Source organism: Polaromonas sp. (assembly GCF_018780625.1).
Lineage (GTDB): Bacteria > Pseudomonadota > Gammaproteobacteria > Burkholderiales > Burkholderiaceae_C > Polaromonas.
Genome location: NZ_JADMJK010000219.1, coordinates 1 through 15,120, shown reverse-complemented (window position 1 = coordinate 15,120; position 15,120 = coordinate 1). Strand labels below are relative to the sequence as shown.

The following is a 15,120-nucleotide window of genomic DNA, read 5'->3' as shown; positions in this document are numbered from 1 at the left end:
TGTCTGCGCTGAGGAGCGCAGCTTCAGGCGGATCAGGGCCGCGCGCTGTTTGAGCGAAGCGAGTTTGCGCGGACCCCGCCTGAAGCCAGCACCGCAGGGTGCCCCGTAGCGCAGCGAAGGGGTCGCAGACAGTAGGGTCGCCTTTCTTTGCTTACTTTCTTTGGCGAAGCAAAGAAAGTGAGTCGCATGCCGGGCGACTCCCGGCCAGCCCAACACCGCCAAGTCAGCAAGCGACCAATAATTCAGACCGACAGCGAAGTCAGACAACCATCACAATCCCATCACCAGCACCAAGGCAGCGCGGCCTGAGCCCCATTCCCCCTGCCGTTGCGGGGGTATTCCTGAATGGACAAGTCAGGGGGAGCTGGTTAGCCTGACGGACCGCGGTGCTTTGACGCTTTCCTTTGCAAGCTTTCCCCGTTCTCCTCAGGCCAAGACTCATGACGACGTCCCCTCCCCCAGCAGATTCCAGCCCAGCCCCGGCGTCCGCCGAGCAGACGGGTGACGCCCTCCCGGTCATGGCCGCCCCTTATGTACCGCCGCCGCCCACAGGCCCGCAGGCGCTGATGCGTCCGCTCGGTGCCGGCGAGCCTTTTCGCTGGCTGGCGGCGGGCTGGCGCGATGTGCGGGCGCACCCGGGCATTGGCCTGTTTTACGGCCTGTGCTTCTGGGCCATGGCCATCACGCTGGGTGCGGTGTTTCGCGCCAAGCCCGAATACACACTCTCGATAGCCTCCGGGTGCCTGCTGGTGGGGCCGTTTCTGGCCATGGGCCTGTATGAAGTCAGCCGCCGCCGTGAACAGGGCCTCCTGCCCGAGCTGGGCGCCTCGCTGACGTGCTGGGACGCGCACATCCGCAGCATGGGCATGCTGGTGCTGGTGCTCATCGTGCTGGAGCTGCTGTGGGGCCGCGCCTCGCTGGTGGTGTTTGCGGTGTTCTTCAACACCGGCATGCCGTCCACCACGGGGGTGATCAAGGCGGTGTTCAACCCCGAAAACTGGGAATTCCTGATGATTTACCTGGCCGTGGGCGGGCTGTTTGCCACGCTGGTTTTTTCCACCGCCGTGGTGTCGATTCCCATGATTCTGGACCGCGACACCGACGCCGTGTGGGCCGCCATCACCAGCATCCGCGTGGTGCTCGCCAACCCGGGCGTGATGCTGCTGTGGGGTGTGCTCATTGCATCACTGGTGACCGTGGCCCTGCTGCCCTGGGGCCTGGGGCTGGTACTGGTCGGCCCGCTGCTGGGGCATGCGAGCTGGCATGCTTACCGGGGTGCTGTGCAGTGGCAAGACGCGGCTGCGGATGCAGGCGCAGGCACGGCCTGAACGCCAGCCGCGAAGGCCTTGATCACGGACTCATTTCGCCCGCTTAAACCACTGCACCAAACAGCGCACCGACTGCGGCGGTGATCGCCATGGCCAGTGCGCCCCAGAAGGTGACGCGCCATGCGCCGGCCACCACGCCGGCGCCGCCGATGCGGGCCGACACGGCACCCAGCAGGGCCAGAAAAACCAGCGAGGTTCCAGAGACCCAGGGAATCAGGGCCTGCGCTGGCGCCAGCGCCGTAACGGCCAGCGGCAACACGGCGCCCACCGCAAAACTTGCGGCCGACGCCAGGGCGGCCTGCACCGGCCGCGCACTGAGTGCGTCTGAGATGCCGAGTTCGTCGCGGGCATGGGCACCCAGGGCATCGTGCGCCATCAGTTGTTCGGCGACCTGATTCGCCAGGTCGGCCTCCAGGCCACGGGCGACATAGATGGCGGCCAACTCGCGGTGTTCGGCCACGGGGTCCAGTTCCAGCTCGGCGCGCTCCCGCGACAGGTCAGCTTTCTCGGTATCGGCCTGCGAATGGACGGAGACATATTCGCCCGCCGCCATCGACATCGCCCCGGCCACCAGGCCGGCAACGCCCGCCACCAGGACACTGCCTTCGCCTGAATTGGCCGCCGCCACGCCGACCACCAGGCTGGCCGTGGAGACGATGCCGTCGTTGGCACCCAGCACCGCGGCGCGCAGCCAGCCGATGCGGTCTGTGCGGTGGCGTTCAGTGTGGCGGCTTGAGAATTTCATGGTCGGTAGCCTTTGCAGGGAGTCTGAAGCCGGCCTTCGCACAGAGCCCACGGGCATCTGTGCCAAGGCCGGGCACATGCCCATGATAGTGGCTACTTGCGTCAAAGTCAGGCCCGTCCGCGTCAGGTTCAGCGCGGGCCAAGTACCTTAAGCAGCATCTCTGCCGAAGGCGCCCCTTGCACCATCTGCAACTTGCCACTGGCATCCTTGTAGAAGGTGGTGGGCGTCGCTGAAGAACCGAGCTGCTGCATCAAGGCCTCATTGGCGTCGAGCTGGGCGCGCACTTTGACCGAAATCTGCGCCAGGGGTTTGACGCCACCGCTGGCGTGTTGCTGTTCGTGCTGCGCCAGCGCGGCTTGCGGATCTGCGGCAGAGAGCAGGGCCGCCGCCTTGCCCGCGCTGCTGTCCATGAGAATGCCGACCAGGACATGGCGCACCTGCACCTTGCCGGCCTTGACCCAGGGCTGTGCGTCATTCCAGAACTTGTTGCAGTAGGGGCAGTTGGGGTCGGTGAAGGTGTAGATGACACGCGGCGCGCTCTTGCTGCCATCGGCAATCCAGCTGCTCTTTTCAAGCTGATTCCAGGTTTTGAGGGTCATGGGTTTGCTGACCAGCCGGTCCAGGGGTTCCTGGCTCAGGCTGTCCCCTTTGGCGTCGACCATGGTGCCGACGATAGCCTGCTTGCCGTCGGCGGTCAGGTAGATGGCCAGCGGCCGCTGCTGGGCCATGGCGGCATAGCCCTTCAGCCCGCCGGGCGCATCAAACGTCCCCATCACCTCGACGCCCTGCGCTTCAAGCGCCTTGATGGGGGCCGGCCAGTTCTTGGCCGCCTGGGCCAGAACGATGCCGGGCGAGGCCAGAACAATGGCCAGTAAAAGTCGTGATTTCTTGATCATGGGTGGTTTCCGGTGAGGTTGATAATTTTTTAAGGCGTGCGCAGTTGCTGCAATTTACTGGCCAGCGAAGCGGCCGACAGCTCGCCCAGATGGGTATTGACCAGCTGTCCGCGCGCGTCGTAGAAGAGCGTGGTCGGCAAGGCCGTGGAGCCAACTACCTTGCCGAGCGCGGTGTCCGGGTCGAGCAGCACATTGGCAAGCGCCAGCTGACTGGCGGAAAGGTAGCGCAGGGCTGTCGCGCCGTCTTCGCCCTGGTTGGCAAAGACAAAGACCACGCCGGTTTCCTGTTGCTGCGCGGCGGCAAGCACCGGCATTTCGCGGCGGCAGGGCGGACACCAGCTGGCCCACAAATTGACCACCATGGGCCGGCCTGCAGCCAGGCCCGCCAGGTCTACCGGCAAGCCGGCAAGCGTCGTCAACTGCACCGTGGGCAGCGTCGGTTTTTCTTCTTCCATCATGCGCAGCGCACCCCACATGGCGCCCCAGACCAGTGCCCCGGCCGCCAGCCCCAGTATCAGCGGTTTGCGCAGCGCCGCACGGCGCCAGCCCTGCCAGATTGCCACCAGCAAGGCCGCTGCAACCCCGGCCCAGGGCGTGAAACCGCCGTCACGGATATCGAAAATGGACCACGGCGCCTGGCGGTAGGTGTCGAACCAGATCACGACGAAGGCGATGCGTGCCACCAGTAGCCCGACGAGCAGCATGTCGGACAGGCTATGGCCTATGCCGCCCGTTTGCTGACGACGCCCGACCAGGTGGCCGACCGCCAGCGCAGCCAGCAGCGCCACCATCAGCAGCAGCTGGCTGACCGGCACCGCGAGAGGCCCTAAATTGACTGTCAGCATGATCAAGCTCCCTGCCTTGCACGCAGCAAGCGTGCAAGGAATTCGTTGGCACTGAGTTCACCGATGACGCGCTCGGCCCGGCGCTCCTGGCCGTCCGGGCCAATCAGCAGCAGGGTCGGTGGCCCCAAAATTTGGTGGGCGCTCATCAGCGCGCGGTCATCCGCATTTTGGGCGCTGACATCCGGACGCAGCAACTGCATGTCAGCCAGCGCGCGCTGCACCCGCGGGTCGGCAAACACCTCGTGCTCGATCACTTTGCACGACACGCACCAGTCGGCGTAAAAATCAACCAGCGTCCACTGGCCGCGCTGCCCGGCCTCGGCAACACGTGCCTGGAGTGCCTGCTGCGTCTTGACCGGCTTGAAGCGGGTCATGACATCGTTCGCTCCAGCCGCCTGAGCGGGCGCGGCGCCTCCCGCCACGAAGACCAGTGGCTGCAAGGGGTTCTGTGCGCCACCGGCCGCCCCCATCACCATGGCCCCGCCCCACAGGCCCAGCAGCAACGCCCCATAGTGCGAGATCAAACGCCCGGCACCGGCATCCACCTTTTTGGCCAATGCCAGCAGGCTGAGGGCGACGGCCAGCAACCAGGCGCCCCACAGGCCCAGCGTCAAGGCGGGCGGCAGCACCCGCGCCACGAACACGATGGCGGTGCCGAGCAGGACAAAACCAAACAGCACCTTGACCCGGTTCATCCAGCAACCGGGACGCGGCAGCAACCGTGCGCCCAGCGTGCCCACCACCAGCAACGGCACGCCCATGCCCAGCCCCATGAACAAGAGCGCCAGGCCGCCGGTCAGCACATCACCGGTATTGCCGATATAGAGCAGCGCGCCGGCCAGCGGTGCGGTCATGCAGGGGCCCACCAGCAGCGCCGACAGGACGCCCATCGCAGCAGCCCCCGCCACGGTGCCGCCGCGCTGGCCCTGGCTGGCGCTGTTCAGGCGGTTGCGCAGCACGGCGGGCAATTGCAACTCGTACAAGCCGAACATGGCCAGCGCCAGCACGACAAACATCAGGCCGAAGGCGCCGAGCACCCAGGGGTTTTGCAGCATCGCCTGCAGATTGGCACCGGCCAGCGCGGCGCCAGCGCCCAGCACCGCGTAGGTCAGCGCCATCGGCAGCACGAAGGCCAGCGAGAGCACAAAACCGCGCCTGGGGCCCGCCCCGCTGCCCGCGATCAGGCTGGAGAGAATCGGCACCATGGGCAGCACGCAGGGGGTGAAGGTCATCAGCAGCCCCAGCCCGAAGAACACCAGCAGCATCCAGCCCGGATGGGCGCGCGACAGGCGCTCGGCCAGATCCTGATCTTCGCCGAGTGCGCCGGGGGCGGCCTGCTTCGCATCCACAGCGGACGCGCCCGCATCGGCCGTGGGCGCTGCGGCGATATCGGCCAGCTTCACCTGCAAAGTTTGCGGCGGGTAGCACAGGCCCGCATCGGCGCAGCCTTGCCAGACAATCTTCAGGGCCTGGGCGTCGGGCGCCTTGACCAGCACCGTCAGGCTGTCGTGGTAGACCTCGGTTTCGCCGAAGAACTCATCGGTCTTGAGTGTGCCGGCAGGCAGCGTCACCTGTTGCACGCTGCCGGGCGGGTCGCCTTCGATCCTGATCTGCTTGCGGTACAGGTAGTAGCCCTCGCTGATTTTCCAGTTCAGCCGCAACAGGCCGTCGCCTGCCTTGGTGACAGTCAGGTGAAACGCCTGATCCGCCGGCAAAAACTCCTGATTGCCTTCCTGGGCATGGGCCGGCAGTACCCACAGCAAGCTGAACACCACCATCGACCAGAACCAACGCACCATGAATAACTCCAAAGCAAGATAAGCTCGTATGCTGGCCTGGCCGGATTAAGGCAGCGTTAACAACCACAAAACAGGCGGAGTAGCGACTTTAAGCCATGGAGAATAGATGATGCGAGTCCTGCTGATTGAAGACGACGACCTGATTACCCACGGCATCCTGGCCGGCCTGAGGGCGCACGGCCTGACGGTTGACAGTGTGGCGACCGCAGCGCAGGCCGAGGCCACGCTGTCGGCGATTCATTGCGATGTGGTGATTCTCGACCTGGGACTGCCCGATGAGGATGGCATGCGCCTGCTGCAGCGCCTGCGGGCGAGCGGCATGGCGCTACCGGTGCTGATACTGACCGCGCGCGACGCGGTCGAGGACCGCATTGCCGGACTGCGTGCCGGTGCCGACGACTACCTGCTCAAACCCTTTGACCTCGACGAACTGGCCGCCAGGCTGCACGCCCTGCTGCGCCGCGCGGCCGGGCGCAGCGTCGATGTGATTGCGCATGGCCCCTTGCGGCTGAATCCGGCGAGCGGGGAAGTCTTTCTGCATGAACGGGCAGTGGTCTTGTCCCGGCGCGAATTGGCGCTGCTGGCGGCACTGCTGCATGCGCGCGGGCGCATCCTGAGCGCCGACCAGCTCAAGGACAGCCTCTACGATTTCAGCGAGGAGATTGAAAGCAATGCCCTCAATGTGCATATCCACCACCTGCGGCGCAAGCTGGGCGCCGACATCATAGAGACCGTGCGCGGCATGGGCTACCGACTCGGCATGGTGAACGCATGAGCCTGCGACTGCGTTTGCTGCTGATGATTGGCGTGTCGCTGAGCCTGCTGTGGGGCGGCGTGGCGCTGTGGCTGCTGCGTGACCTGGACCATGAAATGCGGCGCACGCTGGACCAGCGCCTGGTCATGTCCGCCAGAATGGTGGCCGGGCTGATGTCGCAAAACCCTGCGGCATGGGACGGCAGTACCGGGAAAGCCGGCCTGTCCACCCTGACCCTGCCTGCGGCAGAAAAAGGACTGACCTGCCAGGTCAGTTCTTTGCACGGCGAGGTGCTTGCAAGCACCCCGGGCACAACGTCCGAGGTCATTGCGGCGGCAGCGCCCGGTTTTGCCGACGCTGAAATCAACGGCGAACGCTGGCGCAGCTACACCGTTGAAGCGCACGGCCTGCGCGTCACCACCGCCGACCGCATGGCTGAGCGAAACATGCTGCAGCGCGATGTACTGGTGGCCGCCGCCCTGCCCTTTGTCGTCGCGCTGATCGGCAGCCTGATGGTGCTGTGGCTGGGCGTGAAAAGCGGCTTGTTGCCGCTCGAACGCCTGCGGCAGGCGCTGGCCAGCCGGGCGCCAGATGCACTGACGCCGATTCCCGAGGCCCCCATGTCACGCGACTTGCTGCCACTGGTCCATAGCCTGAACCAGCTGCTGGAGCGAACCAGCACGACCCTGCGCCGCGAGCGCCGCTTTACCAGCGACGCAGCGCACGAACTGCGCACACCGCTGACCGCCATCAAGATCCACCTGCAGGTCGCGCGCATCACCCACGGACCAGAGGCCCAAGCGTCGCTGGACTACGCCGACGAGGCGGTGGCGCGGCTTCAGCACACGCTGACGCAGCTACTGACGCTGTCGCAAGTGGAAGGCCCTTTTTCCTGGAATGACGGGCGCATCGCCCAGGCCGACGACGTGGCCCACCTGGCGATGCGCGATGCGGCGCCAGATGCGTCCGGGCGCATTGCGCTGAAAACTGACGGCGATCAGACCGAGCTGGCGCTGCCCCAGGCGCTGGCCGTCACGGCGCTGCGCAACCTGCTGGACAATGCGCTGCGCCACTCCCCGGCAGCGCACAGCGTCAGCCTGGAACTGCAAACCTCCCAGGACAGCGTCTGTTTTCGCGTCTGCGACCGTGGGCCCGGCCTGAGCAGCGAGGAACTGGCGCTGGTGACGCAGCGCTTCTGGCGGCGCGGCTCCGGCCGGGGCAGCGGACTGGGGCTGTCCGTCGTGGCCGCCATTACCGAGCGCTTCGGCGGATCGCTCGAACTGGCGCCGCGCCGGGGCGGCGGGCTGGCGGCAAGCTTGACGCTGCCCCGAATGACGCGAACCCACTGAATCCGGCCCGGCAACAAAAATACAGAAAGACTGAAAGACCCGGTCAGGCCTTGGGCAGCGTCACCCCGACCTGGCCCTGGTACTTGCCGCCGCGGTCCTTGTAGCTGACTTCGCAGACGTCGTCCTTGTCGCTCTCGAAAAACAGCACCTGCGCGCAACCTTCGCCCGCGTAAATCTTGGCGGGCAAGGGCGTGGTATTGGAAAACTCCAGTGTCACATAGCCTTCCCATTCGGGCTCGAATGGCGTGACGTTGACGATGATGCCGCAGCGCGCATAGGTGCTTTTTCCCAGGCAGATGGTCAGCACGTTGCGCGGAATGCGAAAGTATTCCATGGTGCGGGCCAGCGCAAAGCTGTTGGGCGGAATGATGCAGCTGTCGCCGTAAAAATCGACAAAGCTCTTTTCGTCAAAATTCTTGGGGTCCACCACGGTGCTGTGGATGTTGGTGAACACCTTGAACTCGGGCGCGCAGCGGATGTCGTAGCCATAGCTGCTGGTGCCGTAGCTGATGATCTTTTTGCCGTCCTGCTCGCGGATCTGGCCAGGCTCGAAGGGCTCGATCATGCCGGTGGTTTCGGCCATGTGGCGTATCCATTTGTCGCTTTTGATGCTCATGTGGGAGGCTCCTTGGGTTGCCTGTGATTGTAGGCAGGCCGGCCGGGGCGAAAGCCGCCGGGGCTTACCATTAAATCAATAGCTAATCACGCTCGCGCTTATTGCGCCAGAGGCCGATTTGATTGCTGCGTTTTCTGGTTTCTGGTTTCTGGTTTCTGGTTTGGGGCTTTGGGGCTTTGGGGCTTTGGGTGGGTTCTTCTTTGGTTTGAGGGCTGAGCGCCTGCCCGGCGGGGGGTAACTTTCTTTTCTGGCAAAAAAGAAAGTAACCAAAGAAAGTTGCCTTGGGGCGGGAGCGGGTTAGAGCTGAACGCTCTGACGGGCCATTGCTTCGCTCGGCCCTTGGCACCTGGATCTGAGGGCTGTTAGCGATGCCGGTCGTTTGCTGGTTCTACCGCTCGTTCGCCAACAGCTTCACGGTCTGCTTGATCGTTTCTTTTGTGTTTCTAGCACTGTTGGCAGTTTCTTGCCCTTTTTTTCGGCCAAGACAGGTCGGCTGGGGGGCTGACAACGAACAGTGAAAAGGACAATCGTTGTTCAACAACCACTGACCCATCAGCCACACCCGGCAGGTAAGGGATAAAAAGGCGTAGCCGACAGCGCAGCGCAAGCCAGTCAGATCAAGCAGAGCGTGAAGCTGTTGGCGAACGAGCGGTAGAACCAGCCAGCCAATGGCATTAGCTACCGGCTGCCGATCAAGGAACCCAGGGCCGAGCGAAGCGATGGCCCGTCAGAGCGTTCAGCTCTAACCCGCTCCCAAGGCAACTTTCTTTGGTGACTTTCTTTTTTGCCAGAAAAGAAAGTTACCCCCGCCGGGCAGGCGCTCACCCCTCAATCCACAGAAGAACCCACCAAGCCAAAGGCCATCAACAAACGACGCAGCGATCAAACCGCAAGCAAAAGAGACCGCAACCCTGCACATCGCCAAGCAAGACCAACACCAGGGACCGATAAAGCCGTTGACCTGCAGCGCGGTAAGTAGTTACGAAATTTTCAGCTGCCGGCCTGCGAAATCACGGTTTTCTCGATCACCCGGTCGTCGCCGAGCACGATCAGCGCGAACAGCAGCTCATCCAGGCTGGCGGCCTGCGCGGTCTTGCGGGCCAGCAGCGGCGTGGCCTGGGGGTTCAGCACCACAAAGTCGGCCTCGCAGCCGGGCAGCAGGTTGCCGATCACGCCCGCCAGGCCCAGCGCCCGCGCCGCACCGGCGGTGTGCTGCCACCACAGGTGCTGCGGGCTCAGGGACACGCCGGTCTTGGTCTGCCCTTCGCGGCCCACGTAGTAGGCGGCCAGCATGGTGTGAAACGGGCTGAACGAGGTGCCGCCGCCGACGTCGCTGGCCAGTCCGTATTGAAAGCCGGCGCGGTCTGCGCCGACATAGTCAAAAAACCCGCTGCCCAGGAACAGGTTGCTGGTCGGGCTGACGGCGGCCGCCGCGCCGGTAGCGCGCATCAGCGCGCGGTCTTCGTCGCTGAAATGAATGCAGTGGGCATAGACGGCGCGCGGGCGCAGCAGGCCGAACTGCTCGTAGACGCTCAAATAACTGCGCGCCTCCGGGTAGAGCGCGCGCACCCAGGCAATTTCGTCCTTGTTTTCAGCCACATGCGACTGAATCCACACGTCGGGGTATTTGGCGGCCAGTTCGCCCGCGCCGCGCAGCTGGGCGGCGCTGCAGCTGGGCACAAAGCGCGGCGTGATGGCGTAGCCCAGCCGGTCCACGCCGTGCCAGCGCTGGATCAGCGCCTCCGTGTCGGCCAGGCTTTGCCCGGTGTCATCGCGCACGCCGTCGGGCGAATGCTGGTCCATCAGCACCTTGCCGGTGATCAGGCGCAGCTGGTTTTTTTGCGCCTCGGCAAACAGCGCGTGGACCGATTCGGGGTGCGAGGTGGCAAAGGCCAGCGCGGTGGTGACACCATTGCGCAGCAGTTCTGCTATGAAAAACGCAGCCACCTGCGAACTGTATTCAGGCGACGCAAAGCGTTTTTCATGCGGAAAGGTGTAGTTTTCCAGCCACGGCAGCAGCCCTTCGGCGGGCGAGCCAATCACGTCCAGCTGCGGGTAGTGGAGGTGCATGTCGACAAAGCCCGGCGCGATGATGCGGCCCGGAAAATGTTCAACCGGCACATCGGCAAAGCGCGGCGCCAGACCAGCGTAGCTGCCCACGGCCTGCACCACCTGCCGCCCCTGGGCGTTGGGGCCGACCACCAGCAGGCCGTCGGATTCAAGAACCGCTTGCGCGGGGCCGGAAAAGTAAAGAACAGAGGCGCGCAAGGCTTTCATGGCCGCAAGGTTACCGCAGGCCTGCCGCCCGGCCATAGCTCGAGCTGAATAGAGCTTATCTGCGCGCTTACCGGCTGAGCCGGCACGCATCGCCAATCGACACGCGCCAGACCCGCACCGACGACAGCGCCGGCAGGCGCGGCTGCAGTGCGCGAAAGATGAACCGGCACAGGTTTTCAAGCGTTGGCGGGCCCAGGCCCTCCACCTCGTCGAGCAGATGGTGGTCGAGCTGCTCGCGCAGCAGCGCCACTTCGCGGCGCACCAGGCCCAGGTCAATCACCATGCCGGTGTGCGGGTCGGGCTGGCCGGTCAAAAAGACTTCGGCGTTGTAGGTGTGGCCGTGAATGCGTCGACTGCTTTCGGTTTCAATGGCGCGTTCCAGCGTGTGGGCGGCGTCAAAAAAGAAGGTCTGGCTGATTTCGCAGGTGGTTGGAAGGCTGTTCATCGGATGCCCGTGATCTTGTGGGTTTGCAGGCTGAGCCGCCAGGCCGGCCGCGCCAGGCACAGTGCAATGCAGGCCTCGGTGTTGCGCTGGCGCTCGGGGTTGTCCATGGGCTGCAGGTAGCGGTGCGTGAAGCGGGCGGTTTCCAGTTCGGCCAGATCGAACGCGGGCTGGGGCCAGACCACCTTGAGTTCGTGGCCTTCGCGCTGCACCCAGGGCGCGCCGGCCTTGGGGCTGACGCAGATCCAGTCGATGCCTTGGGGCGCGGCGATCGTGCCGTTGGTTTCGACCGCAATTTTGAAGCCGCGCGCATGCAGCGCCTTGATCAGCGCGCTGTCGACCTGCAGCAGCGGCTCGCCGCCAGTCATCACCACCAGGCGGTGGTCACGGTCGGCGGCGGGCCACTGGGCCTCGACCTGCTGCGCCAGCGCGTCGGCGTCGGCAAACTTGCCGCCCAGGGTGCCGTCGGTGCCGACAAAGTCAGTGTCGCAAAAGCGGCAGATGGCGGTGGCGCGGTCCTGCTCGCGGCCTGACCAGAGGTTGCAGCCGGCAAAGCGGCAAAAAACCGCCGGATGACCGGCATTGGCGCCCTCGCCCTGCAGGGTGTAGAAAATTTCCTTGACCTGGTAGCTCATGGTGTTCCTGCCACGTAGCGGTTCAGCGCCAAAATTTGCGCAACGCTGCGCGTTACCGGCGCGGCGGATGGCAGCTGGGCACAAGCGGGGAAAGAAAAACAGGCGACCACACGCGTCGAAATGACGGGGGTCACGAGGTTTTTGTACATGGTGGTCCTCTACATGGCCCCGGAATCAAAAGCAAACATCACCCGAGCGCCGAGGCAGCACGCGGGTAGCCCGCTATTTTAGCGGCTTGCCACCGGATAGGCCCTGACCATCCACGCATACACCGCCGCCCCGAGCAGCAGCATGCTGGCGGCGATTTGCAGCGACAGCGTGAAACCCTGGACCTGACTGCCGGTGTGCCTGAGCAGCAAGGCCACCAGCAGCGGGCCCAGGATCTGCCCCACGCCGTAGGTGGCGGTGAGCAGGCCCATGAAGCTGGCGGCGGTGTGCGGGCGCAGGCGGCGCACTTCCTGCATCGCAAAAAAAGTCATCGCGGTGAATGGCAAACCCAGCATCAGGCTGCCGATGGCGAACCCGGCCAGGCTGGGGCTCCAGAGGCTGGCCGCAATGCCGAGCGCCTGCAGCCCATAGCAGCAAGCCAGCAACACCCGGAAATCGCGGCCCGGCCTGACCCGCGTCGCCAGCAGCGCGCCCACCATCACGCCCAGGCCAAAAATCGGCCAGAACAGGTCCAGCCAGGCCGAGCCGGGCAAGGCAGCGCGGGCAATCACGGGCAAGAAAGTGGCGGTGATGATGTAGCCGAACCCGGCCAGTCCGTAGGCCAGCGCTAGCGACGCCATCTCGGCATGGCCGTGCGGCGCTGGCGCGGTGCTGGCGGCGCCAGCGGGCGGCGTGCCCAGCGCGGCCAGCCGCTCGTTGCCGCCGCGCAGGGTGCGCCAGACAGCAGCAGTAAGCACAAACGCCAGCACCCCGAAGATCAGCCAGCCGGTGGCCGCCGTCCAGCGCCAGACCACCATGCCGCTGGCAAACAGGCCGCTGACCACAATGCCTGCGCCGGGGCCGGCAAAAATCACCCCGCCCATGGCGGGCACGCCCAGCCGCGCCAGTTGCGACAGGCACCAGCCCGACGTGAAGATGAACACCACCGCGCTGGTCACGCCAGCGGCAAAGCGCAGCGCGGGCCAGGCCGCAGGCCACTGCCAGGCCATGGCCAGCGTCAGGACCCCGGTGGCAAGCAGCCCGGCGCGCACCAGCGACGAATAGGCCAGCAGCGGCAGCCAGCGGAACCGCGCCCACAGCCACGGCTGCAGCGTGCAAGCCATGGCGCCCAGCATGTAGCCCAGGTAGTTGGCGCTGGCCAGCCAGCTGGCGGCAGGCAAATCAACGACGCCATCATGGAGCATCATGGGCAGCAGCGGCGTGAAGGCAAAGCGGCCCAGCCCCATGGCCACGGCCAGCGCCACCAGACCGGCCAGCGCGATGGGCCAGGCGGCCTCCGCTGCCTTTGGCCTGGGGCCACTGGGTGGCGGCGAGCCGTTCATTGAAACGCCTTGAAGGCTTTGCGCACCTGGCCGCAAAGCCTGCTCCCGCCTCAAGCTTGCGCCGCCCAGATGCGCTGGATCTGCGCGGAAATTTCCATGGGGTCAAAGGGCTTGGGAATCACTTCCAGCGCGCCCAGCCCCTTGTACTGCGCCACTTCAGCGGCCTGCACCTTGGCGGTCATGAAGATCACCGGCGTCTGGGCCGTGGCGGGCATTTCGCGCAGGGCCTTGAGCGTGCTGGGGCCGTCCATGCCGGGCATCATGACGTCCAGCAGCAGCAGATCGGCCCGGGCGTCAGGCGCAGCGCTCAGCGCTTCCTGGCCGGAGGCGCAGGCGATCACGGCAAAACCGCCCACGGCCTCCAGGGCCATCCTGGCCACGGCGCGGATGTCAGGCTCGTCTTCAACATAAAGAATGCGGCAAAGGGGTGGGGGCATGGTCAGCTCAGGGGTTGGGGACGGGTGGGACCAGGGTCTCCGGGAATCTGCAGGACACGCTGGATTGTATTTAACAGTTCGGTGTTGGAGGTGCGGGCCTTGACCAGGACCGCTTCGGCCTGCTTGCCGTTGGCCGGGTCCACGTCGCCGGCCGAAAACACAATCACCGGCGGCGGCGGATCGAGTGCATCGATATCCTCAAACAGGCTCCAGCCCGAGTCCTCGCCGAGTCCAAGGTCCAGCAGCACCAGGTCAAAGGGCTGCTCGCGCAGCCGGGCCCGGGCTTCGTTCAACGTGGCCGCAAATTCGAAGTCTGCAAACTCCTGGGCAATCGCGGCGACGATGCACTGGACATCGGGATCATCTTCCACATGCAAAATGCGCGGCTTGCCGCTCTCCAGGCCGGCCACGGCCCGGCGCACGTTGAGGATCAGCAGGTTTTCATCAATCGGTTTTTCAAGCCAGCCCGAGATCGCGAGCGGCTTGCGGTTGAACTGCAGCCGCCCATCCTCGACCATGGCCGAGATCACGATGACGGGAAGATTGCGCGTTCTTTCGTCGCCGCGCAGCGCACTGATGAAGGCTGCACCGCATTGGCCTGGCAGCTTCAGGTCTACCGTCACGGCATCGTAGCGATTGCGCGCAAGCCACGCCCAGGCCTGCGTCGCCTGATGCGCGATGTCGGCTTCGAAGCCGGCTTTTTCCAGCAGCATGCCGATGCGCCGGGCCGCTTCGACATCCCCCTCGCACACCAGGATACGCAGCCCGGAGAACACCGCCCGGGTCCGTGAAGGCGGGGAAAGCAGCGCCGGATCCCGCCATTCGGGCAATTCCAGGAAGAAAGTGGTGCCTGCAGCCACCTCGCTGCTAAAACCGATCTGGCCGCCCATTTTCTCGACAAGGCCTCTGGAAATGTTCAGCCCGAGGCCGGTCCCGCCTTTTTGCCGGGTATCGGAAGAATCGGCCTGCGAAAACTTCTGGAAGATCCTGCCGCGAAACTCTTCCGGGATGCCAGGTCCATGGTCCACGACTTCGACCCGCACCTGCCGGGCCACGCGCAACACATTCACGTCCACCGTGCTACCGGGGGGTGAAAACTTCACCGCGTTGGACAGCAAATTGGTCAGCACCTGGATCAGACGGTCGCTGTCAATGCGTGCCTCCAGCGCCGCATCGGGCGCCTGCAAGCGCAGCTTCACGCGGTGCTGGTCCGCGAAACCCTGATTGGCCGCCAGCGTCTGCTGGACCAGTTGCCTGATGTCCACGACCTGCAGTTCGAGGTGCATCTTCCCCGCCTCGATTTTTTCGCTGTCCAGAATGTCGTTGATCAGCCGGATCAGCCGCTCGCAGTTGTTCTTGGCAATGGCCACCAGGTTCTTCACGGCTTCGGGCACCTCACCGGCCACACCGCCAGCGATCAGCCCCAGCGAACCGCGGATCGACGTCAGCGGCGTGCGCAACTCGTGGCTGACCGTGGAGATGAATTCGGTTTTCATGCGGTCAATGC

The 15,120-nt window shown here is 65.0% G+C and carries 15 protein-coding genes; 3 read left to right on the top strand and 12 right to left on the bottom strand.

What is annotated here, in order from left to right:
* Nucleotides 1–566: 566 nt before the first annotated feature.
* Nucleotides 567–1,328, top strand: a complete 762-nt coding sequence (locus IV091_RS15920) for a DUF2189 domain-containing protein (protein ID WP_293470234.1) — start codon at nt 567–569, stop codon at nt 1,326–1,328.
* Nucleotides 1,329–1,371: 43 nt separating this feature from the next.
* On the opposite strand, the gene IV091_RS15915 is transcribed toward IV091_RS15920, so the two are convergent.
* The 4 genes from IV091_RS15915 to dsbD all read right to left on the bottom strand — a co-directional run bounded on the left by IV091_RS15915 (nt 1,372) and on the right by dsbD (nt 5,613).
* Entirely contained in the window at nt 1,372–2,073 is a 702-nt protein-coding gene (locus IV091_RS15915) for a VIT family protein (protein ID WP_293470232.1), read from the bottom strand.
* 128 nt (nt 2,074–2,201) lie between these two features.
* Nucleotides 2,202–2,969 (bottom strand): thiol:disulfide interchange protein DsbG, encoded by a 768-nt coding sequence (dsbG, locus tag IV091_RS15910; protein WP_293470231.1) that lies wholly within the window; start codon nt 2,967–2,969, stop codon nt 2,202–2,204.
* A gap of 29 nt (nt 2,970–2,998) precedes the next feature.
* A complete protein-coding gene (locus IV091_RS15905; protein WP_293470230.1) occupies nt 2,999–3,814 on the bottom strand; it encodes a TlpA disulfide reductase family protein in 816 nt (271 codons plus the stop codon).
* A 2-nt stretch (nt 3,815–3,816) separates the two neighbouring features.
* On the bottom strand, nt 3,817–5,613 hold the full coding sequence (gene dsbD, locus IV091_RS15900) for a protein-disulfide reductase DsbD (protein ID WP_293470229.1): 1,797 nt from the start codon (nt 5,611–5,613) through the stop codon (nt 3,817–3,819).
* Nucleotides 5,614–5,722: 109 nt separating this feature from the next.
* Between dsbD and IV091_RS15895 the strand changes: the two genes are divergently transcribed.
* Both IV091_RS15895 and IV091_RS15890 read left to right on the top strand, forming a co-directional pair.
* Nucleotides 5,723–6,388: a response regulator gene (locus tag IV091_RS15895; protein ID WP_293470233.1), complete on the top strand. Its 666-nt coding sequence runs from the start codon at nt 5,723–5,725 to the stop codon at nt 6,386–6,388.
* Complete coding sequence (locus tag IV091_RS15890) at nt 6,385–7,716, top strand: ATP-binding protein (protein WP_293470228.1); 1,332 nt, start codon at nt 6,385–6,387, stop codon at nt 7,714–7,716. The genes IV091_RS15895 and IV091_RS15890 overlap by 4 nt, the downstream gene beginning before the upstream one ends.
* 43 nt (nt 7,717–7,759) lie before the next feature.
* On the opposite strand, the gene dcd is transcribed toward IV091_RS15890, so the two are convergent.
* The 8 genes from dcd to IV091_RS15850 all read right to left on the bottom strand — a co-directional run.
* Complete coding sequence (gene dcd, locus IV091_RS15885; RefSeq protein WP_293470227.1) at nt 7,760–8,332, bottom strand: dCTP deaminase; 573 nt, start codon at nt 8,330–8,332, stop codon at nt 7,760–7,762.
* A gap of 990 nt (nt 8,333–9,322) precedes the next feature.
* Entirely contained in the window at nt 9,323–10,609 is a 1,287-nt protein-coding gene (gene guaD / locus IV091_RS15880; protein WP_293470226.1) for a guanine deaminase, read from the bottom strand.
* Nucleotides 10,610–10,676: 67 nt separating this feature from the next.
* Complete coding sequence (locus IV091_RS15875) at nt 10,677–11,054, bottom strand: 6-carboxytetrahydropterin synthase (protein WP_293470225.1); 378 nt, start codon at nt 11,052–11,054, stop codon at nt 10,677–10,679.
* Nucleotides 11,051–11,686 carry a 7-carboxy-7-deazaguanine synthase gene (gene queE / locus IV091_RS15870; protein WP_293470224.1) on the bottom strand — a complete coding sequence of 212 codons (636 nt, stop codon included), beginning with the start codon at nt 11,684–11,686 and terminating at the stop codon, nt 11,051–11,053. The genes IV091_RS15875 and queE overlap by 4 nt, the downstream gene beginning before the upstream one ends.
* On the bottom strand, nt 11,683–11,835 hold the full coding sequence (locus tag IV091_RS15865; RefSeq protein ID WP_293470223.1) for a hypothetical protein: 153 nt from the start codon (nt 11,833–11,835) through the stop codon (nt 11,683–11,685). Before IV091_RS15865 ends, queE begins: the two co-directional genes overlap by 4 nt.
* Nucleotides 11,836–11,913: 78 nt before the next feature.
* Nucleotides 11,914–13,176, bottom strand: a complete 1,263-nt coding sequence (locus IV091_RS15860; RefSeq protein WP_293470222.1) for a YbfB/YjiJ family MFS transporter — start codon at nt 13,174–13,176, stop codon at nt 11,914–11,916.
* A 50-nt stretch (nt 13,177–13,226) separates the two neighbouring features.
* The gene (locus IV091_RS15855; protein WP_293470221.1) at nt 13,227–13,613 is read right to left on the bottom strand and encodes a response regulator; all 387 of its coding nucleotides are present in this window, start codon (nt 13,611–13,613) and stop codon (nt 13,227–13,229) included.
* A 2-nt stretch (nt 13,614–13,615) separates the two neighbouring features.
* On the bottom strand, nt 13,616–15,120 hold a 1,505-nt coding region (locus IV091_RS15850), incomplete at its 5' end, for an ATP-binding protein (protein ID WP_293470220.1).

Excerpts from the sequence above, each read along its gene's own strand:
- IV091_RS15920 (WP_293470234.1), top strand. The coding sequence starts at position 567 with ATGCGTCCGCTCGGTGCCGGCGAGCCTTTTCGCTGGCTGGCGGCGGGC.
- IV091_RS15915 (WP_293470232.1), bottom strand. The coding sequence starts at position 2,073 with ATGAAATTCTCAAGCCGCCACACTGAACGCCACCGCACAGACCGCATC.
- dsbG (WP_293470231.1), bottom strand. The coding sequence starts at position 2,969 with ATGATCAAGAAATCACGACTTTTACTGGCCATTGTTCTGGCCTCGCCC.
- IV091_RS15905 (WP_293470230.1), bottom strand. The coding sequence starts at position 3,814 with ATGCTGACAGTCAATTTAGGGCCTCTCGCGGTGCCGGTCAGCCAGCTG.
- dsbD (WP_293470229.1), bottom strand. The coding sequence starts at position 5,613 with ATGGTGCGTTGGTTCTGGTCGATGGTGGTGTTCAGCTTGCTGTGGGTA.
- IV091_RS15895 (WP_293470233.1), top strand. The coding sequence starts at position 5,723 with ATGCGAGTCCTGCTGATTGAAGACGACGACCTGATTACCCACGGCATC.
- IV091_RS15890 (WP_293470228.1), top strand. The coding sequence starts at position 6,385 with ATGAGCCTGCGACTGCGTTTGCTGCTGATGATTGGCGTGTCGCTGAGC.
- dcd (WP_293470227.1), bottom strand. The coding sequence starts at position 8,332 with ATGAGCATCAAAAGCGACAAATGGATACGCCACATGGCCGAAACCACC.
- guaD (WP_293470226.1), bottom strand. The coding sequence starts at position 10,609 with ATGAAAGCCTTGCGCGCCTCTGTTCTTTACTTTTCCGGCCCCGCGCAA.
- IV091_RS15875 (WP_293470225.1), bottom strand. The coding sequence starts at position 11,054 with ATGAACAGCCTTCCAACCACCTGCGAAATCAGCCAGACCTTCTTTTTT.
- queE (WP_293470224.1), bottom strand. The coding sequence starts at position 11,686 with ATGAGCTACCAGGTCAAGGAAATTTTCTACACCCTGCAGGGCGAGGGC.
- IV091_RS15865 (WP_293470223.1), bottom strand. The coding sequence starts at position 11,835 with ATGTACAAAAACCTCGTGACCCCCGTCATTTCGACGCGTGTGGTCGCC.
- IV091_RS15860 (WP_293470222.1), bottom strand. The coding sequence starts at position 13,176 with ATGAACGGCTCGCCGCCACCCAGTGGCCCCAGGCCAAAGGCAGCGGAG.
- IV091_RS15855 (WP_293470221.1), bottom strand. The coding sequence starts at position 13,613 with ATGCCCCCACCCCTTTGCCGCATTCTTTATGTTGAAGACGAGCCTGAC.